The following is a 22904-nucleotide window of genomic DNA, read 5'->3' as shown; positions in this document are numbered from 1 at the left end:
CAGAATCGCGTTATTCTGGTACTGGAGGTTCTAGGGTGAGCGTCGAACTGGGCACCTTCCTGCGCAGCCGCCGTGAGCGAATCTCCCCGGCCGACGCCGGCCTGCCGGTCACCGGACGCCGCCGCACTCCCGGATTGCGCCGCGAAGAGCTGGCCTTGCTGGCCGGAATCAGCGCCACCTGGCTCACCTACCTCGAGCAGGGCCGCGACGTCCGCCCGTCCGACCAGGTGCTCGACGCGCTGGCCCGGGCATTGCGGCTGACCAGCGCCGAACAGGAGCACCTGCGCCGCCTCGCCGACGGTGGCGCGTCTCCCGAGGACGCGCCCGAAGAGGCCGCACCCGAGGTCGCGGGAGTCCCGGCGATGCTGGGCGACAACCCCGCGTACGTCACCGGCATCTGTTACGACCTGCTCGCGTACAACGACGCCGCCGCCGAGCTGTTCCAGAACATCGAACCGGGCGCGAACGTCGTCCGCTGGATGTTCACCGAGCCCGCGGCCCGCGAAATCCTCGTCGACTGGGAGCAGGAGGCGCGCAACATCCTGGCCCGGCTGCGCGCGATCGCCGGACGGCATCCCGACCACCCCCGCGTGACCCGGCTCGTGACCGAGTTGACCGAGGCGAGCCCGGAGGTGCGCCGGTGGTGGCCGCACTACGAAATCCAGTTCAGCCACGCAGGTCAGAAGCGCTTTCGGCACCCCCGGCTCGGCGTGGTCACCGCGACGCACGCCGCGTTCCACGTGGCCGAGCGTCCGGAGCAGACGCTGGTGGTCTACCGGCTGCCGAGCGGTACTGACGAGTAGGAAGTACTTTCGAGTAACTGTTACCTGAGGTAACATCAACGCTGCCAGACCCCCAGCGCAGCGGAGGCCGACAAGATGACCGAGCGGTTCAAGGTCGTGATCGTGGGCACCGGGTTTTCCGGGCTCGGCCAGGCGATCCAGCTCGAAAAAGCGGGCATCCGGGACTACGTGATCCTGGAGAAGGCCGACGAGGTCGGCGGCACCTGGCGGGACAACTCGTACCCGGGCTGCGCGTGCGACGTGCAGTCGCACATGTACTCGTTCTCCTACGCGCAGAACCCGGACTGGAGCCGGTCGTTCTCGCCGCAGCCGGAGATCTTCGACTACCTCAAGGGCGTCGCCGACAAGTACCGGCTGCGGGAGAAGATCCGGTTCGGCACCGAGATCACCGGCGCGCACTGGGACGAGGGCGAACGCCGCTGGACGGTGGAAACCAAGGGCGGCACGGAGTTCTCCGCGCAGTTCCTCGTCGCCGGCGTCGGCGGACTGCACATTCCGCAGATCCCGAAACTGCCCGGGATCTCCAAGTTCAAGGGCCAGACCTGGCATTCGGCGCAGTGGAACCACGAGTTCGACCTCAAGGGCAAGCGGGTCGCGGTGATCGGCACCGGCGCGAGCGCGGTGCAGTTCGTGCCGAAGATCGCGCCCGAGGTCGGCGAACTGACGCTGTTCCAGCGCACGCCGCCGTGGATCATGCCGAAACCGGACCACGCGATGCCGGGCTGGGCCCGGCAACTCTTCAAGCGCGTCCCGGGCACCCAGCGGCTGTACCGCAACGCGTTGTACTGGATGCTCGAATCCCGCGCGATCGGGTTCAACGGGCACCCGAAACTCATGCAGGCCGCCGAAATCCTCGCGCGCAGGCACATCGCGAAGGGCATCAAAGACCCCGCGCTGCGCCGGAAAGTCACGCCCGACTACACGATGGGCTGCAAACGCGTCCTGCTGTCGAATGACTACTTCCCCGCGCTGGACCGGCCGAACGTCGACGTCGTCACCGACGGGGTCGCCGAGGTCCGCGCGCACAGCATCGTCGACACCGCCGGGGTCGAGCACGAGGTCGACGCGATCATCTACGGCACCGGCTTCAAGGTGACCGACGCGCTGGAGTACCTCGACATCACCGGCGTCGGCGGCCGCGATCTCGCGAAAACCTGGGCCACCGAAGGGATCCAGACGCACAAGGGGATCACCGTTTCCGGGTTCCCGAACCTGTTCTTCCTGCTCGGCCCGAACACCGCGCTCGGCCACAACTCCGTGGTGTTCATGATCGAATCGCAGTCCCGCTACGTGGTCGACGCGATCCGGCTGGCCGATTCCCGCGGCGCGGCGGCACTCGACGTGCGGCCGTCGGTGCAGGACGAATTCCAGCGGCAGATCCAGGAAAAGCTCGTCAAGGGCGTGTGGACCCAGGGCGGCTGCAAGAGCTGGTACCTCGACGCGAAGGGCGTCAACCGGACGATCTGGCCGGGCTTCACCTGGCGGTACTGGCTGGAGACGCGGCGCGTCGAGCCGAGCGACTACGAGCTGAGCGGCCGGTCATGAGTGCCGACCACGAACAGATCGTGCTCCACGCGCGCGACGTGGAGTTCGACTGGTCGAAGCTGCCGATGCACTGGATTCCCGGGCAGCCGCAGGCCACGCACAGCATCAACGTGCTGCACCTGGCGCTGCCCGAGGGCGAACGCTGGTTCGTCGAGGTGTTCAAGCAGGCCGTCCCGCTGATCCGCGACGAGCGGCTCAAGGAGGACGTGCTCGGGTTCATCGGCCAGGAGGCGATGCACGCGCAGGCGCACGACGGCGCGGCCGAACACCTGGAGTCCGCCGGGATTTCGGTGCGGCCGTACATCGCGCAGATGGAGTGGATGTTCCGGCGGCTGCTCGGCGACCGGCCCGGAGCGAGCCGGGAATGGCTGATCGAACGGCTCGCGCTGATCGCCGCGATCGAGCACTACACGGCGTTTCTCGGCCAGTGGATTCTCGACGCGAAGGAACTCGACGCGGCCGGTGCCGACGAGACGATGCTGGATCTCCTTCGCTGGCACGGCGCGGAGGAAGTCGAGCACCGATCGGTCGCCTACGACCTGTTCTGCCACCTCGACGGACGTTACGGCCGGCGAGTGCGCTCGATGCTCGTGGTGACACCGGTGCTGGCGTGGATTTTCCTGCGAGGCACGCGATTCCTGATGAAGAACGACCCGACGCGGCCTGGCCGCACCAGCTGGCGGGCCTACCGGCGCGCCGCTCGCCAGGGGCTGCTGCCCGGACCGCGCGAGCTGCTGCGCGAAATCCGGCCGTACTTCCGGAAGTCCTACCACCCCACCGAAACCGGCAACACCGACCAGGCGGTGGCGTACCTGGCGAGTTCACCCGCGGCCCAGGCCGCCGACGCACCGCGATGACCGCACCGCAGTTCCCGCCCCGGCTCGACGGCAGCGGCAGGCGCGACCGGCTGATGTCCACTTTGGTCGCGGTCGGCGCGGCTTATCGAAGGCTGGCCGAGGTTTCCGGCCGACGCCGTCCTCCGGTGCGGGAGGTCGACCGTCGCCTTCCGCTGGTCGTCGACACCGTGCGCACCGAGGCTGACGGCGTCGTGAGTCTTAAGCTCGTGCGTCCGGACGGAAATCCGCTCCCTGCTTGGCGTCCCGGCGCGCATCTCGACTTGCTGCTGCCTTCCGGAATGGTGCGGCAATACTCGCTGTGCGGTTCGCCAGCCGACCTTTCGCACTACCGGATTGCCGTGCGGCGCATCGGTTCCGCGTCCACTGAAGTGCACGCACTCACCGCCGGAACCCGCGTGAGAGTACGCGGACCGCGCAACGCTTTCCCGTTCGTCACCGCGCCCGCGTACCACTTCGTCGCGGGCGGCATCGGGATCACGCCGATCCTGCCGATGGTCCATCGCGCGGAGGCGAACGGCGCGGATTGGCGGCTGGTCTACACCGGACGGTCTCGGGAGTCGATGCCGTTTCTCGACGAACTCCCCGCCGAGCGGGTGCGGATCCGGCCGGACACGGAGTTCGGCATTCCGGCGTCCGGCGCGGAATTGCTGGAGGAAATGCCCGCCGGCGCCTCGGTGTACTGCTGCGGCCCGGTGCCGATGATCACCGGCGTCCGCGTCGACCTGGCCCGCACGGGTGCCGCCGGGGTCTACTTTGAACGGTTCTCGCCGCCGCCCATCGTGGACGGCGAACCGTTCCAGGTGGTCCTGCGCCGCAGCGGACTCACCCTCGACGTGCCCGCCGACCGCTCCACGCTCGACGTGGTGCGCGAGGCGCTGCCGGACGTGCCGTACTCGTGCCGGCAGGGCTTCTGCGGCACCTGCGAGGTGGCGGCCGAAGACGGCGGGCGAGTGCGGATCTGCGTCGACCGCGGGCCCGCCGTCCTGGAGCTTTAGTCCTGCTTAGTCCTGCTTAGTCCTGCGGCGGAACCCAGTCGCCGAGCACCGGCTTGAACTCGCGCACGGTGCGCTCGGCCACGACGCCTTCCAGCGCGTACGGGTCGTTGTCGATCAGCTCGGCCAGCGCCGCCTCGTCCTCGGCCTGCCACAGCACCAGCCCGCCGGAGTTGTCCGCGAGCGGACCGGCCACCGCGACGCGGCCCGCCGCCACGTGCTCTTTGAGGTACTCCCGGTGCCGCGGCCGGACGTCGGCCAGCTTCTCCTGGACGTAGCGGATTTCGACGAGGTACCAGGCCATGCGCTTACTCCCGGGGTGAGCACGACAGTGACGCCGCAGACGCTACCGGTGACCGCCGGGCGGACGCACCATGCGAGCGGTGGCAGCGGGAGGCCAACCCGATAGGCTAGGCACGGGCGGAACCTGTGTGCACGCTGTGCCTATCGCGCACGCGTTTGGGCCTGGTGAGCGGACATGTCGAGGACAGGCGGGGATACATGCTGGAGGGGAACGCGGAACGCAGCGTCGAGGCGACCCTCGGCCACCTGCGGACCATGGACGGACCGGTCCCGGCGCAGCCGCCGGCCGCCCCGTTGACCCTGGAAGACCTCTACCGGCAGCACCGGATGCGGCTCGTGCGGCTGGCCATCCTGCTGGTCGACGAGCCGGCCACGGCCGAGGACGTCGTGCAGGAGGCGTTCACCGGACTGCACCGCAACTGGGGCAGGCTGCGCGACGCCGCGGCGGCGGTCGGCTACCTGCGCACCGCGGTGGTCAACGGCTCGCGCAGCGTGCTGCGGCGGCGCAAGACCGCCCGCGAGTACGTGCCCCCGCACGCGGTGAACGCCCGGTCCGCGGAAAGCCTCGCGATGCTCTCCAGCGAGCACCAGGCCGTGGTCAACGCCCTGTCGAAGCTTCCGCCGCGCCAGCGCGAGGTGCTCGTGCTGCGCTACTACGGCGGGCTGAGCGAAGCGGAGATTTCGGAAGCCGCGGGCATTTCGAAGGGCACCGTGAAGTCAACCGCCAGCCGGGCGCTGGAGGCGCTGCAGAAGGCAATGCAGCCGCCTCAGTGACCTGGGCGGACCAATCTCGCGCTGGTCGGCCCTCCTTGGTCCAGACCAATATATGCTGGACCGCGTGAAGCACCCCGGAGACTTCGTCATCACGGGCGGCCGCGTCGTGGCCCCGGACCGCGTACTCGACGACGGCTGGCTCGCCGTGTCCGGCGGACAGATCGCCGCGGTAGGCACCGGAACGCCCCCGAGCAGCCCGGACACCACGACGGTGGACGTCGCCGGGGCGCTGGTCGTGCCCGGTTTCGTGGACACCCATTGCCACGGCGGCGGCGGCGCGTCGTTCTCGACGCTCGACCCGGACGAGATCCGCACCGCGGTCCGCGCGCACCGCAGGCACGGCACCACGACCATGCTGGCGAGCCTGGTCTCCGACCCGATCGACCTGCTCACCGAGCAGATCGCCGCGCTGCGCGAACTCGTGCAGGAGGGCGACCTCGCGGGCATCCACCTGGAGGGCCCGTTCATCTCGCGCGCCCGCTGCGGCGCGCACGATCCGGACACTCTGCGTGAACCGGACACCGGCACCGTCGAGAAGCTGCTGCGCGCCGGGCACGGCTCCATCCGGATGGTGACGCTCGCACCGGAGCTGAACGGCGGCGTCAAGGCGGTCCGGCAGCTCGCGGAATCGGGCGTGATCGCCGCGATCGGCCACACCGACGGGGTCGCTGACCAGCTGGTTCCGGCCATCGACGCCGGGGCGACGGTCGCCACCCACCTGTTCAACGGCATGCGCCCGCTGCACCACCGCGAACCGGGCCCGGTCGGCGTGCTGCTCGACGACGAGCGCGTGACGGTCGAGCTGATCTGCGACCTGGTCCACCTGCACCCGACGGTCGTGCGGCTGGCCGCGCAGCACGCGGGCCGCGGCCGGACGGTGCTGATCACCGACGCCATGTCGGCCACCGACGCCGCCGACGGCCGCTACACCCTGGGCCGGCTGGAGGTCGACGTCCACGACGGCGTCGCCACCCTGGACAACGGTTCGCTGGCCGGAAGCACGTTGACCATGGACAACGCCTTCCGCAACCTGGTGAAGGGTGCGAAACTCGACGTACTGGACGCCGTCCGGGCGACGTCGGCGCGCCCCGCCGAACTGCTCGGGATCGCCGACCGCACCGGCGCGCTGCGTCCCGGCCTGGCCGCGGACGCCGTGATCCTGGACGACGACCTGCGCCCGACCCGGGTCCTGCACCGGGGCGAATGGGTGGCCGAGGCGGGCCGGGCTACCTTGAGTACGTGACGAGCTAGCACTTCGACAGGCGGACGGAGCGGATGAGCGAGCCGAAAGACCCGGAACGGTTACTGGCCGACGCGCTGCGTGCCCAAGCCGTCTTCGCTCCGCACGTCGCGGCGAACCCGGTCGACGAGCAGGCCGCTCCCGAAGCCGGTTCCGGCGCGCAGGGTGGCGTCCAGCCGGGCGCTTCCGGCACGGGCTCGTTCAGCACGGCTGGCGGGCCTGGCATGTCGGGGACCGGTTCGGCTTCGTTCAGCACGGCTGGCGGTCCCGGCACGTCCGGGGCCGGTTCGTCCGGGGCCGGTTCGTCCGGCTCGGCTTCGTTCAGCACGACTGGCGCTCCCAGCACGGCCGGGACCGGTTCGTCCGGCTCGGCTTCGTTCAGCGCCGAAGCAGGCACGCCAGCGCAAACCGGCCCGACCACCGAACTGCCGCCCAACTACGGCCTGTTGTCCGGCGCGGGAGCCGATTCGCTAGCCCGCGAACGCGCCGCCCTCGACGCGGCCGCCCCGACCTCGCCCGGCGCCACCGGCTCGATCCCGCCGGCCGGGTCCGGCGACGCGACCGTCCGCCGCCCCGCCCAGACGGCGCAGAACGGCCCGCTGCCCGCGCACTGGGTCCTGCTGCTGGCGGTGCTGCTCGGTCTCGCCGCCGGGTCCGTCATCGGCCTGCTGACGCTGATCTGAGCCCGCCGCCGGCGTTTGCCCGTACGGCCACCCCGGCAAGGCACTCCCGGGCCGAGTTCTTAACCCCGATCCCACACCGATGACCTGCGATTCCTTGCCCGATGAGGTCGCACTGAGTCACCCTGTACCGTTTTCGGTGTGATTCTCGCCCAGAACACAGTGACCACCATGTCCCTGCTGCCGTCGTGGCTGGACCCGCAGCATCTGCTGAACGGGCTGACGGTCCCCGTGATCGCCGTGCTGTGCTTGATCATCTTCGTCGAGAGCAGCATCTTCCCGGTCCTTCCCGGCGACTCGCTGCTCTTCACCGCGGGCCTGTTCATCGCGAACGGCACGCTGAAGGCCCCGCTGTGGCTGGTGTGCGTGCTGGTCACGATCGCCGCGCTGGTGGGCAACGTCGCCGGGTACTACCTCGGCTACTTCGTCGGGCCGAAGCTGTTCAGCAGGCCGGATTCGAAGTTCTTCAAGCAGGAGTACGTCGACAAGACGCACTCGTTCCTGGAGAAGCACGGCCCGAAGGCCGTCGTGCTGGCCCGGTTCGTGCCGTTCGTGCGGACGTTCATCACCTGGATCGCCGGCATCGGCCGGATGGACCCGAAGCGCTACTTCACCTACACGGTCATCGGCGGCATCCTCTGGGCCGCGGGGATCACCGTGCTGGGGTCGCTGCTGGGCAACATCGGCTTCATCCGGGACAACGTCGACGCGATCTTCGTCCTCATCGTGCTGGTGTCGGTGGTGCCGATCGCCCTCGAGTACCTGAAGAGCCGCCGCGAGAAGAAGGCCCGGCCCGCCGACAATTCGGCCGACGTCACGCAGCAGATCCCGCGCGTGCGCGACTGATTTTCTCAGCTGACCGAAGCGGCGTCCGGACTTTCCGGACGCCGCTTCGTCGTTGCTGGCGTCAGTCGGTCATCGAGAACATCGAGCCGGGGTTGAAGAGGTTTTCCGGGTCGAGGGCCTGTTTGATCTGCCGGTGCACGCGAATCCCGACCGGGCCGATCTCGCGGGCGAGCCATTCGCGCTTGATCTTGCCGACGCCGTGCTCGCCGGTCACCGTGCCGCCGAGCGACAGGCCGACGTCGAGGATCTCGTCGAACGCCTGCCGGGCGCGTGCGAACTCGTCCTCGGAATCGGGGGAGTACACGATGGTCGGGTGCATGTTCCCGTCCCCGGCGTGGCCGACGACGGCGATCTTGAGCCCGACTTTCTCGCTGATCCGTTCGCAGCCGCGGATCAGTTCGGCGATCCGGGTGCGGGGCACGCTGACGTCGTCGGTGAGCCACACGCCGTAGGTCTCCAGCGCGGTCAGCACGACGCGACGGGCCTGCAGCAGCATCTTGCCCTCTTCGAGGTCGTCGGTGGCGTAGACGAGGTCCGCGCCGCAGTCGGTGCAGATCTTCTCGAGCAGCGCCAGTTCGCGCTTCGCCGCCTCGCCGCCGGCGTCGGACTGGCCGAGCAGCAGCGCCTGGCAGTCCGAGCCCGCGCCGAGGTCGGTGTTGAGGTAGGTCTCGGACGCCTTGATCGACGCCGCGTCCATGATCTCCAGCAGCGACGGCACCAGCCCCTCGCGCACCGCCCGCGCGACCGCTTCGCCGGCCGCCTCGGTGGTGTTGAATCCGGCCACGAAAGTGGCCGAGGCCTGCGGAAGCGGCCGCAGCGAGACGGTCGCCTGGGTGATCACGCCGAGCGTGCCCTCGCTGCCGACGAACAGCTTGGTGAGGTCGTAGCCCGCGACCCCCTTGACCGTGCGGCGGCCGGTTTTCAGCAGCGATCCGTCCGCGAGCACGACTTCGAGGCCGAGCACCGAATCGGTGGTCACGCCGTATTTCACGCAGCAGAGACCGCCGGCGTTGGTGGAGAGGTTGCCGCCGATGGTGCACCAGTCGTAGCTGGACGGGTCGGGCGGATAGAACAGGCCGTGCTTCTCGACCGCCGACCGGAAGTCGAGGTTGACGACGCCCGGCTGCACGACGGCGAGCCGGTTGCCCGCGTCGACCTCCACGATCTCGTTCAGTTTGGTCAGCGAAAGCACGACACAGCCGTCGATCGCGTTGGCCGCGCCGGAAAGCCCACTGCCCGCCCCGCGCGGCACGATGGGGACTCTCGCTTCGGCACAAGCACGGACAGTCGCCTGTACTCCCGCGGTGTCCGCCGGAAGCACTACCGCCAACGGTTTTCCCGAGGGAGCGAGCGGCATCATGTCGCGCGCGTAGGCGTCGGTGACGTCAGCGTCGGTGAGCACCGCGGCCGGGCCGAGGTCGTCCCGAAGCCGCTGGAGGAGGGCGTCGTTGCTCATCTCCGCATGGTAAACCGGAATCTCCGCAGTGCGGAATATTAATTCCGATATTAGCTGGTCCGCTGGGCGCGCAGCACGGTGTCACGAGTGTGCGAGGTCCCCGGCGGCGCTGGCCTCACCCGCGGCCGGCTCTCGTTGACGAGGACAGTCCACTGCTCGTCGAGAACCCGCGCGATGTCGTCGGGCTGGCAGTACCCGGAGTGCTCCGGCGGCAGGTCCCGCGGATCGTGACTGGCGAAGAGAAACGTCCCGCCAGGCGCGACCGCGTCGAGCAGCTTCCGCAGCACCCGGTCGTCTTGGCGGAGCGGGAAATACTGGACGCTGACCAGGTCGAACGCCCCCGCCGGAAGCGGACTCGCGGCAAGATCAGAACAGATCCAGGCGATCCCGGCCTGAGCAGCGGCCGCCCGCTCCAGGGCGGTGCGCGAGATGTCGAGAGCCGTCACTCGCCACCCGCGCGCGGCCAGCCACCGCGCATCAGCGCCTTCGCCACACCCGACGTCCAACGCCTGCCCCGGTGCCAGCCCCTCGACCTCGGTGACGAGCACACCGTTGGGTTCACCACTGAACACCTGCTCGCGACTGCGGTAGAGGTCCTCCCAGAACTGCGCGTCCTGCGTGGTTTCGGATTCCCCGGACGGAGCCATTTTCGTTACCACCTCCGATGTTCACGATTCCGCTGACCGCGCCGGACGACAAGGTTCTTTGCCGGAACCGCAAATTACCGCCGCCGGGGGTGGTCGGGGCCCGTGACCGCGGACTCGGTGGTGGTGGGTCGTGGTTGCCGTTGGTGGAGAGGTGATCGGCCTCGGGGTTTCTTGCCGCGCAACTGGAACCTCGCGGTGGTGGTCGCCGAACCGCATCGCCTGTCAGGCCGCCGACACTCGTTCGCCTGCCTGACGGGGCAGCGGACGCGGGCACTTCCGACGCGCCCCAGCGCTGGCAGGCCATGCCGCCAGCGGAGGACACGCCCTCACGGCAGGGCCGCTCACCCGGGCGTCTCGGCCCCTTCGCCCCGCACCGCCTGCGGGCCGCCGGGCCGACGCCGGGATCACGGTGCCCCGAGCGCTGGCGCGCAGGCCGTCGCGAAGGACCCGCTCGCCTGACGAGACCGCATCTCCCGGACACCCCGGCCTCTCCGGCCGCACCGCCAACGACCGTTGCGCCGACACCACGAGCGCGGATCGCCGAGCGCTCGCACGCAACACCGCCACGCCGACTCGCCCACCGACGGGACCACGTCGCCCGGACATCACCGACTCCTCCAGCCGCGCCGTCAGCAGACCGCCGCGCCGACACCAGAAGCACGCCCTACTCCGCGCACTACGTCGTCGCGAAGGACCCGCCCGTCCGACAAGACCGCATCTCCCGGACACCCCGGCCCTTCAGTCCCACCGCCTGCGGGCCGCCGGGCGACGGCGGAAGCACGCCCGCGCACTACACCGTCGCGAAGGAGCCGCCCGTCCGACGAGACCGCGTCACCGGATATCGCGGCCGCTTCGGCCGCACCGTCTGCGGGCCGCCGGGATCACGGCACCCAAGCGTTGGTGCGCAAGGCCGTCGCGAAGAACTCGCCCGTCCGACGAGATCGCACCTCCCGGACACCCCGGCCCCTTCGGCCGCACGGCCTGCGGGACGCCGGGGCGACGCCGGGATTACGGCACCCAAACGTTGGTGCGCAAGGCCGTCGCGAGGGAATCCCCGGCCGACGGGGCCAGGTCACGCGGACATCGCTGGTTCCTCCTTTCGCGCTGTCTGCGGTCGGTTTCGCCTGCGGCCCAACAGGAAGTACGCCTGCAGAGCCGTGTAGACGAGGATCGCGGCACCTACCCACGCGCTGGTGTGCAAGGCCGTCACGAAGGACTCGCGGGCGGTGTTCAGCAGTTCCGCGCCCTCTGCGGCGGGCAGGCTGTGCGCGGTGGCTACCGCACCGCCCAGGGTGTCGTGGGCTGCGGTGGGCGTGGTGGTCGGGAGGCCGGATTGGTAGACCGCCGTGGCGAGGCTGCCCAGCAGGGCGGTGCCTAGTGCGCCGCCCAGTTCGTAGCCCGTTTCCGAGATCGCCGACGCGGCGCCGGCGCGGTTGACCGGCGCGGCGGAGATCACCAGGTCGTTCGTCAGGGTTTCGGACAGCGCCACCCCGCCGCCGACCAGGACGAACGCGACTACGACCGCGGCCAGTCCGGCGTCGGCTCCGATGGTGGTCAGCACCAGGAAACCGGCCGCGCCGAGCAGCAGGCCGAGGCTGACCAGGACCGGCACCTGGACGCGGCGCGCGAGCCAGGCGGCCGCGAGGGCGCCGACGACGCCGGCGACCGTCGCGGGCAGCATCCACAACGCCGCGACCAGCGGGGTCAGGCCCAGCACCAGCTGCAGGTACTGCGGCAGCAGGAACAGCAGTCCGACCAGCGCGAACACGCCCAGCAGGTTCGTGATCACCGACCCGGCGAACTGGCGGTTGGCGAACAGGCCGAGGTCCAGCATCGGCTGGTCGAGCCGTCGCTGCCGGCGCACGAATGCCACGCCCAGCGCGAGCCCGAGCACCATCGCGGCACCGGCCGGCCAGGTCATTCCCTCCGTCGCGGCGATCTTCACGCCGTAGACGACCGGCAGCATCGTGCCCAGCGACAGAAGCGCCGACCACGGGTCGAACCGGCCCGGGTTCGGATCGCGGAACTCCGGCAGCAGCAGCGGGCCCGCGACGAGCAGCAGCACCATCACCGGCACGTTGATCAGGAAGACCGAACCCCACCAGAAGTGCTCGAGCAGCCAGCCGCCGACGACCGGGCCGACCGCCATCCCGCCGGAGAACGCCGCGCTCCAGACCGCGACCGCGGTGCGCCGCGTGCGGTCCTCGGTGAAGATGCTGCGGATCAGCGACAGCGTGGACGGCATCAGCGTCGCACCCCCGACGCCCAGCAGCGCCCGCGCGACGATCAGCATCAGCGGCGACGTGGCGAACGCCGCCAGCACCGAGGCCGCGCCGAACGCCGCACCTCCGATGAGCAGCAGCCTCCGCCTGCCGATCCGGTCGCCCAGCGTGCCCATGAAGACCAGCAATCCGGCCAGCACGAACGAGTAGACGTCGACGATCCACAGCTGCTCCGCGCCCGTGGGCGCGAGGTCCTCGCTGAGATAGGGCAGGGCGAACCCCAGGACTGTCGTGTCCACGCTGATCAAGAGGACCGGCAGCACCAGAACTGCCAAAGCCCACCACTGGCCTCCGCGCCGCACCATGGCGCACTCTTCCTTCCTTGTACCGTCCAGACGGTACAGTTTCGTTCCTGAGGTAGAAGGTAAACCGTCTGGACGGTATAGTCAAGGTGATGGCGAAACCTTCAGCACGTGAACGCATCCTCGGTTCGTACGAGGTCATCCTCGCCGACCGTGGCCCGGCCGAGATCACGCTCGACGCGGTCGCGGCGCATGCCGGGGTGTCCAAGGGCGGCCTGCTCTACCACTTCGGGTCGAAGGACGCCCTGCGCGACGGCCTGCTCGAACGCCTGGAGCGGCTGACCGACGACGACCTCGAACGCGCGCGCAACGCGCCGGAGGGCGTGGTCCGGTACTACCTGCGCTCGGCGATCACCGACGTCACCCGCGACCTGGCGTTGCACCGCACGACGATGGCCGCGCTCCGCCTGGTGCTCAACGACCCGGTCGCGGCGGAAGTGTCCCGCCGCTGCACCGAGCGCACCCGCGAGATGATGCTGGAGCACGTCGAAGACCCGCTGACGGCGGAGCTGGTGATGCTGGTCGGCGAAGGTCTCTACATGCGCGCGGCGCTGGGCGAAGAGGTGACGGACAGCCTGCTGGCGCAGATCGAGGAAATCGCGGACCGGATCGAGGCCGGGGCGCCGGCCAAGGCGACGGTCGCGGCTGGGCTCCGGAAGGGCTGAGACGCCGGAGACGGGTCGAGGCCGGGCCGGTCAGGGCGACGCTCGTGGCGGGTGCCAGGAGGCTGAGGCCTGGGCACGGCGGGGCTGCCGGAAAAGCTCAGTGCGAGCACAGCGGCGTTCGCAGCGGAACGCCGGAAAGGCTCAGTCCGAGCACGGCAGAGCACCAAAAAGCTGAGCCCGAGAACGGCGGCATTCGCGGCGGAACGTCCGGAAGGCTGAGCCCGAACACGGTGGAGCCGCCGAAAACCGAGCCCGAACACGGCGGCATTCGCAGCGGAACGCCCGAAGACCGAGCCCGAGCACAGCAGAGCCACCGAAAGACCGAGCCCGAGCACGGCAACGTTCGCGGCGGAGCACCCGACAAGGCTGACTCCGGACACGGCAGAGCCACCGAAAATCCGAGCCCGAGCACGGCACCGTTCGCGGCGGAGCGCCCGAAAAGGCTGACTCCGGACACGGCGAGAGGCCAGCCCCGGCCGGACCGAAGCGAGGCCTCCTCACCACCGAACCCACGCGAGGCCTGCGAACCACCAAACCGGCACAGGGCCAGCCTCGAAACACCGGAGCAGACCGGACCGGACGGAGCCCCAGCGAACCCGCACACCACCGGCACCACGCCAGCCCATCCAACCCCACCAACACCCGGGCAGCCACCCACACCCGCCCCAGCACCCCCGGTGCAAACCCCCGAAAACCTCAGCGAACCAGCCCGTACACCCGCTCAATCTCCACCGTCAGCACCAACCGCCGATCCGCCACCATCGCTGCTCGGTACTCATCCCAGTCCGGATGCTCGCCCGCCACCTTGCGATACAGCGCGATCAACGCCTCCACCGCCTCGTCGTCCGGCGACGACGCCACTGGCGACAGCACCGCTCTGCCCTCCGCCACCGCGTAAGACCACCCGTTCGGGGACGCCACGTGGTAGCTCACCCGCGGATCCCGGCGCATGTTCTTCGTCTTCGCGCGCGTGTCCGTGATCGACACCTGCAGCTGGCGGGCCTCGCGATCGAAGTAGTGAGTCACCGTCGACAGCTGCGGGCGGCCGTCTCGTTTCAGGGTCGCTAGGACGCCCTGTTTGCTCGCCGCGATGAGGTCGTAGAGCGCTGTGTCGTCAGTCATACCTCTATGAAGGCCCGCCGAGAGGGATCTGTTCCCGCCCGAAACCCCTGATGACCAGCGGCTCCCCAGATCGGGAGAAAACGGACGCCACCCCTCCGGTTGAAATCTGCTTGCATGCGGCAACTAAAGTGTCATGTGACACAACCACGGGCCGGCCGCTTGCGAAATACGCCGTACGGGCACACTCTTGCTTAAGGCAACTAGTTGCAGTCGCCAACCAATGGTTTGCTCCACCCCAAGGAAGACCCACATGGCACCTCAGAACTCCGCCGTCAGGCCAGAGGCCGACCTCGACCTTGCCGACCAGCTCGGACACGAGCTGGTCCGGTTCATGCGCTTGATCACCAAGGCGAAGTCCCAGGTCGCCAAGCACGGGCCGGACGGGATCGAGAGGGCCGCGTACGCGATCCTCTTCTGCCTCGTCCACGAAGGCCCGCAACGCACCAGCAAGCTGGCCGAGTTCCTGCATTCGGAGATCTCCACGATCAGCAGGCAGTCCAGCTCGCTCGTGCAGCACGGACTCGTCGAACGGCAGGCCGACCCCGAGGACGGCCGCGCCTGCTTGCTCGCCCCGACCGCCGAAGGCCTTCGCGTCTTCGACGAAAACCGCAAGCACCGCGCCCGGTGGCTGGCCGAAGTACTCGGCGATTGGAGCCAGGAGGAGCGCGAGACGCTCAAAAAACTTCTCGCGCGGCTCAACACAGGTATCGAAAAGAACAATCCGTCGCTCTCGGACACCGTGGCGGCGGCACAGGCCAAGGGGGCCTCGAACGCATGACGTCCACTGTCGAAAAACAACCTCAGTCGCGAGGGGGAGCGCCCGCTGAAGACAGCGAAGGCGGTCTGCGGCTGACTCACCGCCAAATCGTCACGATCATCAGCGGCCTGATGTGCGGCATGTTCCTCGCCGCGCTCGACCAGACGATCGTGGGCACCTCGATCGTCCGGATCGCCAACGACCTGCACGGTTTCGACCTGCAGGCGTGGGCGACCACGGCGTACCTGATCACGTCGACGATCGCCACGCCGATCTACGGCAAGCTGTCCGACATCTACGGCCGCAAGCCGTTCTACCTCGCCGCGATCGCGATCTTCGTCGCCGGTTCGGCGGCCGCGACCTTCTCCACGTCGATGTACGAACTGGCCGCGTTCCGCGCGGTGCAGGGTCTCGGCGCCGGCGGTCTGATGTCGCTGGCCATGACGATCATCGGCGACGTGGTCCCGCCGCGGGAACGCGCGCGGTACCAGGGGTACTTCCTCGCAGTGTTCGGCACGTCGACCGTGCTCGGCCCGGTGCTCGGCGGCTTCTTCGCCGGCTTCGACACCCTCGGCGGCCTGCACGGCTGGCGCTGGGTGTTCCTGATCAACGTGCCGATCGGCGTCATCGCGCTGTTCGTCGTCGCGAAGGTGCTGAACGTCCCGCACAACCGGCACGACCACAAGATCGACTGGTGGGGCGCGCTCACCATGGTCGTCGCCGTGGTGCCGTTCCTGATCGTCGCCGAACAGGGCCAGAAGTGGGGCTGGGGCGACCAGAAGTCGGTCTGGATGTACATCATCGGCGGCGTCGGCATCGTGGCGTTCATCGTCGTCGAGAAGCTGATGAAGGACGCCGCGCTGATTCCGTTGCGGCTGTTCAAGAACTCGACCTTCAGCGTGGCCATCGTCGGCGGCGTGATCGTCGGTGTGGCGATGTTCGGCGCGATCACGATGATCCCGCAGTACCTGCAGGTCGTGCAGGGCTACACGCCGACCGAATCGGGTCTGCTGATGCTGCCGCTGATGGTCGGCATCATGTCCAGCTCGATCATCTCCGGCAAGATCACGTCGAAGACCGGGCGCTACAAGATCTTCCCGGTCGTCGGCACGATCCTGATCGCGGGCGGCGCGTTCTTCTTCGCCACGGTCAAGTACGACACCGCGATCTGGCACCCGCTGCTGGCCGCGCTGATCATCGGCCTCGGCCTCGGCCAGTGCATGCAGACGCTGATCATCGCGGTGCAGAACGCGGGCCCGCGCAAGGACATGGGCGTCTCGACCGCGTCGGCGACGTTCTTCCGCCAGATCGGCGGTACCGCCGGTGTCGCGGTGTTCCTGACGATTCTGTTCAACGTCCTGCCGGGCAACATCACCAAGGCGTTCGGCGGCCACCTGCCTCCGGGCGCGGGCACCCAGATCGGCGACCTGTCGAGCAACACGAGCGTCATCCAGACGCTGCCGGAAGCGGTGCGCACGCCGATCCTGATCGGCTTCACCGACTCCATCACCACGGTGTTCTGGGTCGCGGGCGGCGTCGCGCTGCTGGCCACCCTGGTGCTGCTGTTCATGAAGGAGATCCCGCTGGCGGGCATGAACCCGGCCGCGGCCGCGGTCGAAGGCGGCGAAGCGCTGCTGGAGAACGTGGACGAGCCGGCTCCGGCCGCGGACGACACCGCGGAGCTGAAGACGGGTTCGCTGTTCGAGGAAGGGCCGAAGGAGCCGGTGCTCGTCGGAGCGGGCGGCAAGCACGCCCTGACCAACGGCCACGGCGACGCGCAGGCAGTGGCGGACGCCCGGCCGATGCCGATCACCAACTCGGTGGCCGACGCCGAATTCGGCACGACCACCGGTTCGGGCGGCGTCCCGGTCACCGGCCACGTGCGCCGCCAGGACGGCAGCCACGTGAGCGCGGCCGCGCTGACCCTGATCGACCAGCAGGGCCGTCAGGTGGCGCGGGCGACCGGCAACGGCGACGGCAGCTACTCGATCCCGACCCAGGGTCCGGGAACGTACGTGCTGATCGTGTCCGCTCCCGGGCACCAGCCGCAGGCCTCCAGCGTGATCGTCGGCGGGCACCCGGCGAAGCTGGACGTCACGCTCACCGGTTCCGGCGAGCTGACCGGCGTGGTGCGTTCGATCGGCACCTCGACCCCGCTGGCGAACGCGACGGTCACGCTGACCGACTCGCGCGGCGAGGTCAACGGCGCGTTCATCACCGGCGAGGACGGCGTCTACACCTTCAGCGGCGTCGGCGCCGGGCAGTACACGCTGGTCGCGAGCGGCCCGCACTACCGCCCGGTCGCGGTCACGCTGACGGTGCCGGACAGCGGCGTGCTGCGCCACGACGTCGAACTCGCCGGCGCGGTGCTGCTCCAGGGCGTCGCGCGCACCGAGGGCGACCGGATCGTGCCGGACGCGCGGATCACCGTGCTCGACGCGAACGGCAACGTCGCGGCGGTGGCCCGCACCGACAGCGAGGGCCGTTACGTGGTCAGCGACCTGCCGATCGGCTCCTACACCGTCGTGGCGAGCGGCTACCCTCCCGCCACCAGCCAGGTGACGCTGAGCGACGGCGAGGCGCAGCACGACGTGCGGCTGAGCTACGACCAGGCGCTCGACGAGCTGGTCGACCGGTCATGAGCGGGGGCCTGCGCGCACAGCTGCGCTCGAACGGCGGATGGCCGGTCGAGAACGCGGTGCTCACGGTCACCGACCTGAACGGTCGCCAGGTCGCGCGGCAGGTCACGGACGCGAAGGGGGCAGTGGTCACCGACCCGCTGCCCCCGGGCGTCTACACCGCCGTGATCACCGCGCCCGGGTACACGCCGCTGGCCCGCACCGTGCAGATCGGCTCCGACGGGGCCGGGCTGCTCGGCGACATCGCGCTCGCGCCGGTTTCCGGCGCGGTCGAGCTGCCGCCGGAGGGGCCGTGGACGATCGACCCGATGCACTCGTCGGTGGTCGCCACCGCGCGGCACATGGGCATCGCGAGCATCAAGGTGCGGTTCCCGGACGTGGCCGGGCGGATCGAGGTGGCCCGGCCGGTCGAGCGGTCGAGCGTGCGCGCCGAGATCAAGGCGGGCAGCATCGAAAGCGGCATCAAGATGCGCGACGACCACCTGCGTTCGGCCGAATTCCTCGACGTCGACGCGTATCCGCTCATCACGTTCGAAAGCACCGGGCTTTCCCAGCTCGGCACGGACAGCTGGGCGCTGCGCGGAGTGCTGACGCTGCACGGCGAACGCCGCGACGTCACGCTCGACCTGCGCTACACCGGGCACGGTCCGGACCCGTGGGGCGGCGTGCGCGCCGCGTTCCACGCCGAAACGCAATTGCACCGCAACGATTTCGCGATCAACTACAGCGCGATGGTGCGGGCAGGCGTGGCCGCGATCGGCACGACCGTCAAGGTGGAGCTGGACATCGAGGCGGTGCAGGGCGAGTCCCTGCCGCAGTTCTAGGGAAAACCGCGACGGGCCGTCCGGGAACTGTTCCGGGCGGCCCGTTCGTTGTCCTGGGCGAAAAGGGTGAACAGTCTGGTTATCCCAGGAATACCCAAAGTCACCGAATGCGGAGGATTCGATGGTTGCGTACTGCAGCCGTTCCCAGCCACGTAGGCTCTTCGCGTGAACCTCGACGCCGCCCAGCCCGCGCACGCCGCGGGAATCGGCCTGAGCTGGCTGGACACCGCCGGCCCGGTGCTCGTCTGGGTCATCGTGCTGTCGTTCGTGCTGATCGAGTGCGCGCTCATCATCGGGCTGTTCCTGCCGGGCGATTCCCTGCTGTTCGGTGCGGGCGTGGTGCTGGCCCAGCACGGCTCGGACCTCAACGCGTGGCTGCTGTCCGGGGCCGCGCTGGTCACCGCCGTGGCCGGCAACCAGATCGGCTACTACATCGGCCGAGGCGCGGGCACCACGCTGATCGCGCGCCGCGGCGGGCGGATGCTCAACCGGCACAACCTCGAACGCGCGCAAGCTTTCCTGGACCGCAAGGGATTCTTCGCGATCGTCGCGGCCAGATGGATCCCGTGGATCCGCACGCTGGCCCCGCTCATCGCCGGAGCCGCGCGGATGGATTCGCGCCGGTTCCTGCTCGCCACCACCGTCGGCGGGCTGCTGTGGGTGCCGACGCTGGTGCTGCTCGGCTACTACGGCGCGGGTCTGCTCGACGCCATCCCGTGGGTCAAGACCGTCGCGCTGTGGGCGAGCATCGCGTTCTTCGTGTTCGGCACCGCGTACGGCGTGCTGCGCTACCGCCAGGAAATGCGGCGTCCGGTCGAAGAACCCGACGACGCGCACGCCTGAGTTTTCACGCCGGGTCGGACCAGACTTCGAGCTGGATGCCGTCCGGATCGCGGAACACGATCACCGCGGAGCCTTCGAAGGTCTGCGACTCCGTGGCGGGCAGGTAGGAAACGCCGTATTCCCGCAGGCGGTCCTCCCATTCGGCGACCTCGGCGCGCGACGACACCGAGAACGCGACGTGGTCCAGACCAGTACGGCGTTCGTCGAAGGCGGGTCTTACCGCGACCGGATGCTGGACCAGCACCACGGAGAAACCGTCTCCCGCCGAACGCAGAACTACTTTGCGCACCCCGGTTTCCGGGTCTTCGCGCCGATGGCTTTCCTCGAGGTCGAGCACCCGGACGTACCAGGGAACACTTCGGTCCACATCGGTCACGGTGAGCGCCAGATGGTGCACAGACGTGAGCTTGGGCATGACTTTCGCGGCCGTCCTTTCAACCCCTCGTTCCAGACTCGCACACGGCGCCGACCGCTTTGGGCGAGTTCACCGAGTTCCGGGGTCAATCGTGATCTGCCCGTCTCCGGGCGTCTCACTGTCCGAGACGGATCAGCGGCCGCCGCCGACCTCGAGCACCGCGCCGACCGTGAAGGACGCCTCCGGGGACAGCAGCCACAGCACGGCCGCGGCGATCTCTTCCGGCTGGCCGGCGCGGCCGAGCGGGATGCCCGGACGGAGCCGGTCGATCCGGTCCGGCATCCCCGCGGCGGCGTGCAACCCGGTTTCGACCAGGCCGGGGGACACGACGTTGACCCGGATTCCCTCGTCGGCGACTTCCCGCGAGAGGCCGAGGCTGAGCGTGTTGACCGCCGCCTTGGACGCCGCGTAGTGCACCCATTCGCCCGACGATCCGTTCCGCGACGCCGTGGACGAGACGTTCACGATCGCTCCGCCGGACCCGCCGTAGCGCGTCGACAGCCGCCGCACCGCCTCGCGGCAGCACAGGAAAACGCCGGTGACGTTGATGTCCAGCACCCGGCGCACGGTCTCGACACTCTGCTCGTCAAGCCTGCCGGGCGTGTTGCCGGTGATGCCCGCGTTGTTCACCAGACCGACGAGCGGCCCCAGCTCGGCTGCCGCCGAAAAAAGCTCACTGACCTGCTGTTCGTCGGAAACGTCGGCCCGGTACGCAAGCGCTTGCGCACCATGCGACCGCACCCGTTCGGCGACCTCCTCAGCCGGAGCGGGGTCGCCGGAGTAGTTCACCACGACGTCGTAGCCGCGGCTCCCGGCCAGTTCGCAGATCGCCGCGCCGATGCCTCGGCTGCCGCCGGTGACGACCAAAACCCCCACGGGTCATTCCCCTCTTGGCTTGAGCGGTTCGACGAACTGCGCGTCGAGCCAGCGCATCTGCGCCATCCACATCCACCACGTCGCGTCGTCCGGACAGTGCTGCCCGTCGACCGCTTCGCCGCGCAGCCACGCTCCCAGCAGCGCGGTGATCGCGGTGCACACGTCGAGCAACGCGCGTCCCCACCACCACTGGTGCATCGGCGTGTGCAGTTCGAGAACCCCGCCCTGCTCGGGCAGCACCGACAACGCCCAGTCCAGCCTGGTCCGCACGTCGGCGAGCACTTGCGGCTCGAGCTGCGGCTCGCTGCTGGTCTCGCGCATCCGCTCCACCAGCAGCTCCAGCCGCGGGTCCGCCATGAGTGCCGAGGGCTCGGACAGCCGCCGATCGACCAGCGCCCGCAGCCCGTTCAGGTGCGTGCGCAAGAGCGGAACGTACGGCGGGTACAGCACGGCGATCCGGGCTTCGCCCGCCCGGTCCCAGGTGACCGCGCCCGCATACGGGTCCGTGGTGCCTGGGTCGGAGAACAGCACCTGCTCAGAGGACGAAATTCGTCAGCGGCAGGTTCTCGAGCACCAGGTCGGCGCGGTCGCGGGTGTTCGCGATCAGGTCCGCGTTGCGCTGGTCGGAACCGAGCGCGCGCTGCCGGGCCTCGACCAGCGAACGGCCGTAGCGCCGGTGCCGGGACACGAGCCGCTCGATCCGCTCCGGCTCGTCCGGCGCGAGGAACCACGCTTCGGTGAGGAACTGCCGCACGCCGCTCCACGGGTCGTCCGGAAGCAGCAGGTAGTTGCCCTCGGTGATGACCAGCTGCACCTCGGGCGCGACCGGGACGGCACCGGCGATCGGCTCCTCGATCTCGCGGCGGAACTCCGGCGCGTACACCGTCTCGCGGCCCTCGGCGAGCCGGCGGATCAGGTGCACGTAGCCGGCCGCGTCGAAGGTGTCCGGCGCGCCCTTGCGGTCGGTGCGGCCGAGCCGCTGCAGCTCGACCTGCGCCAGGTGGAAACCGTCCATCCCGACGACCGCGGCCCGCGAGCCGAGCGCGTTGGCGATCGCCCAGGCCAGCGTGGTCTTGCCGGAGGCGGGCGCGCCGATGATGCCGAGCACGTGCCGCTCCCGCGGTTTGGCCAGCTTCTCAGCCCGCGCCAGCAGATCCTCGAACGCCGTCATCGCACTCCCTCTTCTCTGCTCTTCGCCAGTTCCCCGACCGGCCCGGTCCACGAACGCGGCCCCACGTGCCGGACCCGTTCCGCGGCCACCGCGTTCGCGTATCCGATCCAGTCGGCGACCGCGCCTTGCCGCGTCGCGACCGCGTACGCGAGCGCACCGTGCCACACGTCTCCGGCCCCCAGGGTGTCCCGCGCTTCGACGAGCGGCACGGGGACCTGCCCAGAGTCTTCCGTAGTGCTCCAGGCGACCGGCTCCGGGCCTGCCGTCGTGATCGTCACTGACACTCCGCGTTCGGCCAAACTCGGTGCGGGAGCACGGAACCGCGCGGAACAGGCTGCCACGTGGACCAGTGGCAGCAACTGGTCCAGTACCGGTTTCCAGCTGCCCGCGTCGAGGATGACCGGCACCTCGCGGGCGCGGGCTTCCTGGGCGACAGCAAGCGCTAGCTCGGGATGGTGCCCGTCCACGAGGACCGCGGCTACTCCCTCGAAAACCGGGGCGAGGTCAGGCAGTTCGAGCGGCGCGGCGGACGCGGCGTTGCGGGAGACGACGGTGCGTTCGCCGTCGCCGTCCCGCACCACGACCGCGCTGACCGGCGGCGCCTGCGTGCGCGCCGGAGCGAGGTCGACCAGGTCCACGCCACAGGCTTCGAGGTCCGCGCGGGCGAGCGCGGCCAGCGGGTGCGTACCGAGAGCCGTCAGGAGGGTCGCTTCGGCACCGAGCGCGGCGACGGTCACCGCGGCGTTCGTCGCGGGCCCGCCGGCCGCGACATCCACCTGAAGCGACTGCACTTTCTCGCTCGGCTCCGGAAATTCCGCGACCCGCTGTACGACATCGACGGTGCACAACCCCGCCAGCAGCACTC

Annotated in this window: 23 protein-coding genes; 13 read left to right on the top strand and 10 right to left on the bottom strand. The window is 69.6% G+C overall.

Annotation, left to right across the window (positions count from 1 at the left end; translation table 11 throughout):
• Nucleotides 1-35 precede the first annotated feature (35 nt).
• The 4 genes from F9C12_RS25030 to F9C12_RS25015 all read left to right on the top strand — a co-directional run bounded on the left by F9C12_RS25030 (nucleotide 36) and on the right by F9C12_RS25015 (nucleotide 4200).
• On the top strand, nucleotides 36-803 hold the full coding sequence (locus F9C12_RS25030; protein ID WP_409462013.1) for a helix-turn-helix transcriptional regulator: 768 nt from the start codon (nucleotides 36-38) through the stop codon (nucleotides 801-803).
• Between the two features lie 75 nt (nucleotides 804-878).
• The gene (locus F9C12_RS25025) at nucleotides 879-2348 is read left to right on the top strand and encodes a flavin-containing monooxygenase (protein WP_409184269.1); all 1470 of its coding nucleotides are present in this window, start codon (nucleotides 879-881) and stop codon (nucleotides 2346-2348) included.
• A complete protein-coding gene (locus tag F9C12_RS25020) occupies nucleotides 2345-3205 on the top strand; it encodes a metal-dependent hydrolase (RefSeq protein ID WP_409462012.1) in 861 nt (286 codons plus the stop codon). The genes F9C12_RS25025 and F9C12_RS25020 overlap by 4 nt, the downstream gene beginning before the upstream one ends.
• Nucleotides 3202-4200 carry a PDR/VanB family oxidoreductase gene (locus tag F9C12_RS25015; protein ID WP_409462011.1) on the top strand — a complete coding sequence of 333 codons (999 nt, stop codon included), beginning with the start codon at nucleotides 3202-3204 and terminating at the stop codon, nucleotides 4198-4200. The genes F9C12_RS25020 and F9C12_RS25015 overlap by 4 nt, the downstream gene beginning before the upstream one ends.
• A 16-nt stretch (nucleotides 4201-4216) precedes the next feature.
• On the opposite strand, the gene F9C12_RS25010 is transcribed toward F9C12_RS25015, so the two are convergent.
• The gene (locus F9C12_RS25010; protein ID WP_409462010.1) at nucleotides 4217-4501 is read right to left on the bottom strand and encodes a YciI family protein; all 285 of its coding nucleotides are present in this window, start codon (nucleotides 4499-4501) and stop codon (nucleotides 4217-4219) included.
• Nucleotides 4502-4698: 197 nt separating this feature from the next.
• On the opposite strand from F9C12_RS25010, the gene F9C12_RS25005 reads away from it, so the two are divergent.
• From F9C12_RS25005 to F9C12_RS24990, 4 genes are all read left to right on the top strand, one after another.
• Entirely contained in the window at nucleotides 4699-5274 is a 576-nt protein-coding gene (locus F9C12_RS25005; RefSeq protein ID WP_409184265.1) for a SigE family RNA polymerase sigma factor, read from the top strand.
• A gap of 52 nt (nucleotides 5275-5326) precedes the next feature.
• Nucleotides 5327-6517: an N-acetylglucosamine-6-phosphate deacetylase gene (nagA, locus tag F9C12_RS25000; RefSeq protein WP_409462009.1), complete on the top strand. Its 1191-nt coding sequence runs from the start codon at nucleotides 5327-5329 to the stop codon at nucleotides 6515-6517.
• 32 nt (nucleotides 6518-6549) lie between these two features.
• Entirely contained in the window at nucleotides 6550-7197 is a 648-nt protein-coding gene (locus F9C12_RS24995; RefSeq protein WP_409462008.1) for a hypothetical protein, read from the top strand.
• A 138-nt stretch (nucleotides 7198-7335) separates the two neighbouring features.
• Nucleotides 7336-8040, top strand: coding sequence for a DedA family protein (locus F9C12_RS24990; RefSeq protein WP_409184262.1), 705 nt, complete (start codon nucleotides 7336-7338; stop codon nucleotides 8038-8040).
• A gap of 61 nt (nucleotides 8041-8101) precedes the next feature.
• Here the strand turns inward: F9C12_RS24990 and F9C12_RS24985 are convergent, their stop codons facing one another.
• The 3 genes from F9C12_RS24985 to F9C12_RS24975 all read right to left on the bottom strand — a co-directional run bounded on the left by F9C12_RS24985 (nucleotide 8102) and on the right by F9C12_RS24975 (nucleotide 12730).
• A complete protein-coding gene (locus tag F9C12_RS24985; RefSeq protein WP_409462007.1) occupies nucleotides 8102-9496 on the bottom strand; it encodes an FAD-binding oxidoreductase in 1395 nt (464 codons plus the stop codon).
• Between the two features lie 50 nt (nucleotides 9497-9546).
• Nucleotides 9547-10143, bottom strand: coding sequence for a class I SAM-dependent methyltransferase (locus tag F9C12_RS24980; RefSeq protein ID WP_409462006.1), 597 nt, complete (start codon nucleotides 10141-10143; stop codon nucleotides 9547-9549).
• Nucleotides 10144-11215: 1072 nt separating this feature from the next.
• Nucleotides 11216-12730 carry an MFS transporter gene (locus F9C12_RS24975; RefSeq protein WP_409462005.1) on the bottom strand — a complete coding sequence of 505 codons (1515 nt, stop codon included), beginning with the start codon at nucleotides 12728-12730 and terminating at the stop codon, nucleotides 11216-11218.
• 89 nt (nucleotides 12731-12819) lie between these two features.
• Here F9C12_RS24975 and F9C12_RS24970 point away from each other — a divergent pair, with 89 nt between their 5' ends.
• Complete coding sequence (locus F9C12_RS24970; protein WP_409462004.1) at nucleotides 12820-13392, top strand: TetR/AcrR family transcriptional regulator; 573 nt, start codon at nucleotides 12820-12822, stop codon at nucleotides 13390-13392.
• A 696-nt stretch (nucleotides 13393-14088) separates the two neighbouring features.
• Here F9C12_RS24970 and F9C12_RS24965 read toward each other — a convergent pair.
• On the bottom strand, nucleotides 14089-14514 hold the full coding sequence (locus F9C12_RS24965) for a PPOX class F420-dependent oxidoreductase (RefSeq protein ID WP_409462003.1): 426 nt from the start codon (nucleotides 14512-14514) through the stop codon (nucleotides 14089-14091).
• 250 nt (nucleotides 14515-14764) lie between these two features.
• Between F9C12_RS24965 and F9C12_RS24960 the strand changes: the two genes are divergently transcribed.
• From F9C12_RS24960 to F9C12_RS24945, 4 genes are all read left to right on the top strand, one after another.
• Nucleotides 14765-15292 (top strand): MarR family winged helix-turn-helix transcriptional regulator, encoded by a 528-nt coding sequence (locus F9C12_RS24960; protein ID WP_409184256.1) that lies wholly within the window; start codon nucleotides 14765-14767, stop codon nucleotides 15290-15292.
• Nucleotides 15289-17913 (top strand): MFS transporter, encoded by a 2625-nt coding sequence (locus F9C12_RS24955; RefSeq protein ID WP_409184255.1) that lies wholly within the window; start codon nucleotides 15289-15291, stop codon nucleotides 17911-17913. Before F9C12_RS24960 ends, F9C12_RS24955 begins: the two co-directional genes overlap by 4 nt.
• Complete coding sequence (locus tag F9C12_RS24950) at nucleotides 17910-18734, top strand: YceI family protein (RefSeq protein WP_409184254.1); 825 nt, start codon at nucleotides 17910-17912, stop codon at nucleotides 18732-18734. Before F9C12_RS24955 ends, F9C12_RS24950 begins: the two co-directional genes overlap by 4 nt.
• A 165-nt stretch (nucleotides 18735-18899) precedes the next feature.
• Nucleotides 18900-19577 (top strand): DedA family protein, encoded by a 678-nt coding sequence (locus F9C12_RS24945; protein ID WP_409184253.1) that lies wholly within the window; start codon nucleotides 18900-18902, stop codon nucleotides 19575-19577.
• 4 nt (nucleotides 19578-19581) lie between these two features.
• Here the strand turns inward: F9C12_RS24945 and F9C12_RS24940 are convergent, their stop codons facing one another.
• From F9C12_RS24940 to F9C12_RS24920, 5 genes are all read right to left on the bottom strand, one after another.
• Complete coding sequence (locus F9C12_RS24940) at nucleotides 19582-19992, bottom strand: VOC family protein (RefSeq protein ID WP_409184252.1); 411 nt, start codon at nucleotides 19990-19992, stop codon at nucleotides 19582-19584.
• A gap of 132 nt (nucleotides 19993-20124) precedes the next feature.
• Entirely contained in the window at nucleotides 20125-20868 is a 744-nt protein-coding gene (locus F9C12_RS24935; protein ID WP_409184251.1) for an SDR family oxidoreductase, read from the bottom strand.
• A gap of 3 nt (nucleotides 20869-20871) precedes the next feature.
• Nucleotides 20872-21399 (bottom strand): hypothetical protein, encoded by a 528-nt coding sequence (locus F9C12_RS24930; protein ID WP_409462002.1) that lies wholly within the window; start codon nucleotides 21397-21399, stop codon nucleotides 20872-20874.
• 4 nt (nucleotides 21400-21403) lie between these two features.
• Nucleotides 21404-22039, bottom strand: a complete 636-nt coding sequence (locus tag F9C12_RS24925) for a nucleoside/nucleotide kinase family protein (RefSeq protein WP_409462001.1) — start codon at nucleotides 22037-22039, stop codon at nucleotides 21404-21406.
• A complete protein-coding gene (locus F9C12_RS24920; protein WP_409467068.1) occupies nucleotides 22036-22902 on the bottom strand; it encodes a PfkB family carbohydrate kinase in 867 nt (288 codons plus the stop codon). Before F9C12_RS24920 ends, F9C12_RS24925 begins: the two co-directional genes overlap by 4 nt.
• Between the last annotated feature and the right edge of the window lie 2 nt (nucleotides 22903-22904).

This window comes from Amycolatopsis sp. GA6-003, assembly GCF_046267895.1.
Lineage (GTDB): Bacteria > Actinomycetota > Actinomycetes > Mycobacteriales > Pseudonocardiaceae > Amycolatopsis.
Note: the sequence above shows the minus strand (reverse complement) of the source record. Positions and strands in the feature narration are given on the sequence as shown.

Excerpts from the sequence above, each read along its gene's own strand:
- F9C12_RS25010 (WP_409462010.1), bottom strand. The coding sequence starts at position 4,501 with ATGGCCTGGTACCTCGTCGAAATCCGCTACGTCCAGGAGAAGCTGGCC.
- F9C12_RS24925 (WP_409462001.1), bottom strand. The coding sequence starts at position 22,039 with ATGACGGCGTTCGAGGATCTGCTGGCGCGGGCTGAGAAGCTGGCCAAA.
- F9C12_RS24960 (WP_409184256.1), top strand. The coding sequence starts at position 14,765 with ATGGCACCTCAGAACTCCGCCGTCAGGCCAGAGGCCGACCTCGACCTT.
- F9C12_RS24955 (WP_409184255.1), top strand. The coding sequence starts at position 15,289 with ATGACGTCCACTGTCGAAAAACAACCTCAGTCGCGAGGGGGAGCGCCC.
- F9C12_RS25005 (WP_409184265.1), top strand. The coding sequence starts at position 4,699 with ATGCTGGAGGGGAACGCGGAACGCAGCGTCGAGGCGACCCTCGGCCAC.
- F9C12_RS24970 (WP_409462004.1), top strand. The coding sequence starts at position 12,820 with ATGGCGAAACCTTCAGCACGTGAACGCATCCTCGGTTCGTACGAGGTC.
- F9C12_RS24940 (WP_409184252.1), bottom strand. The coding sequence starts at position 19,992 with ATGCCCAAGCTCACGTCTGTGCACCATCTGGCGCTCACCGTGACCGAT.
- F9C12_RS24980 (WP_409462006.1), bottom strand. The coding sequence starts at position 10,143 with ATGGCTCCGTCCGGGGAATCCGAAACCACGCAGGACGCGCAGTTCTGG.
- F9C12_RS24950 (WP_409184254.1), top strand. The coding sequence starts at position 17,910 with ATGAGCGGGGGCCTGCGCGCACAGCTGCGCTCGAACGGCGGATGGCCG.
- F9C12_RS24965 (WP_409462003.1), bottom strand. The coding sequence starts at position 14,514 with ATGACTGACGACACAGCGCTCTACGACCTCATCGCGGCGAGCAAACAG.
- F9C12_RS24985 (WP_409462007.1), bottom strand. The coding sequence starts at position 9,496 with ATGAGCAACGACGCCCTCCTCCAGCGGCTTCGGGACGACCTCGGCCCG.
- F9C12_RS24995 (WP_409462008.1), top strand. The coding sequence starts at position 6,550 with ATGAGCGAGCCGAAAGACCCGGAACGGTTACTGGCCGACGCGCTGCGT.
- F9C12_RS25015 (WP_409462011.1), top strand. The coding sequence starts at position 3,202 with ATGACCGCACCGCAGTTCCCGCCCCGGCTCGACGGCAGCGGCAGGCGC.
- F9C12_RS25025 (WP_409184269.1), top strand. The coding sequence starts at position 879 with ATGACCGAGCGGTTCAAGGTCGTGATCGTGGGCACCGGGTTTTCCGGG.
- F9C12_RS25020 (WP_409462012.1), top strand. The coding sequence starts at position 2,345 with ATGAGTGCCGACCACGAACAGATCGTGCTCCACGCGCGCGACGTGGAG.
- F9C12_RS24975 (WP_409462005.1), bottom strand. The coding sequence starts at position 12,730 with ATGGTGCGGCGCGGAGGCCAGTGGTGGGCTTTGGCAGTTCTGGTGCTG.
- nagA (WP_409462009.1), top strand. The coding sequence starts at position 5,327 with ATGCTGGACCGCGTGAAGCACCCCGGAGACTTCGTCATCACGGGCGGC.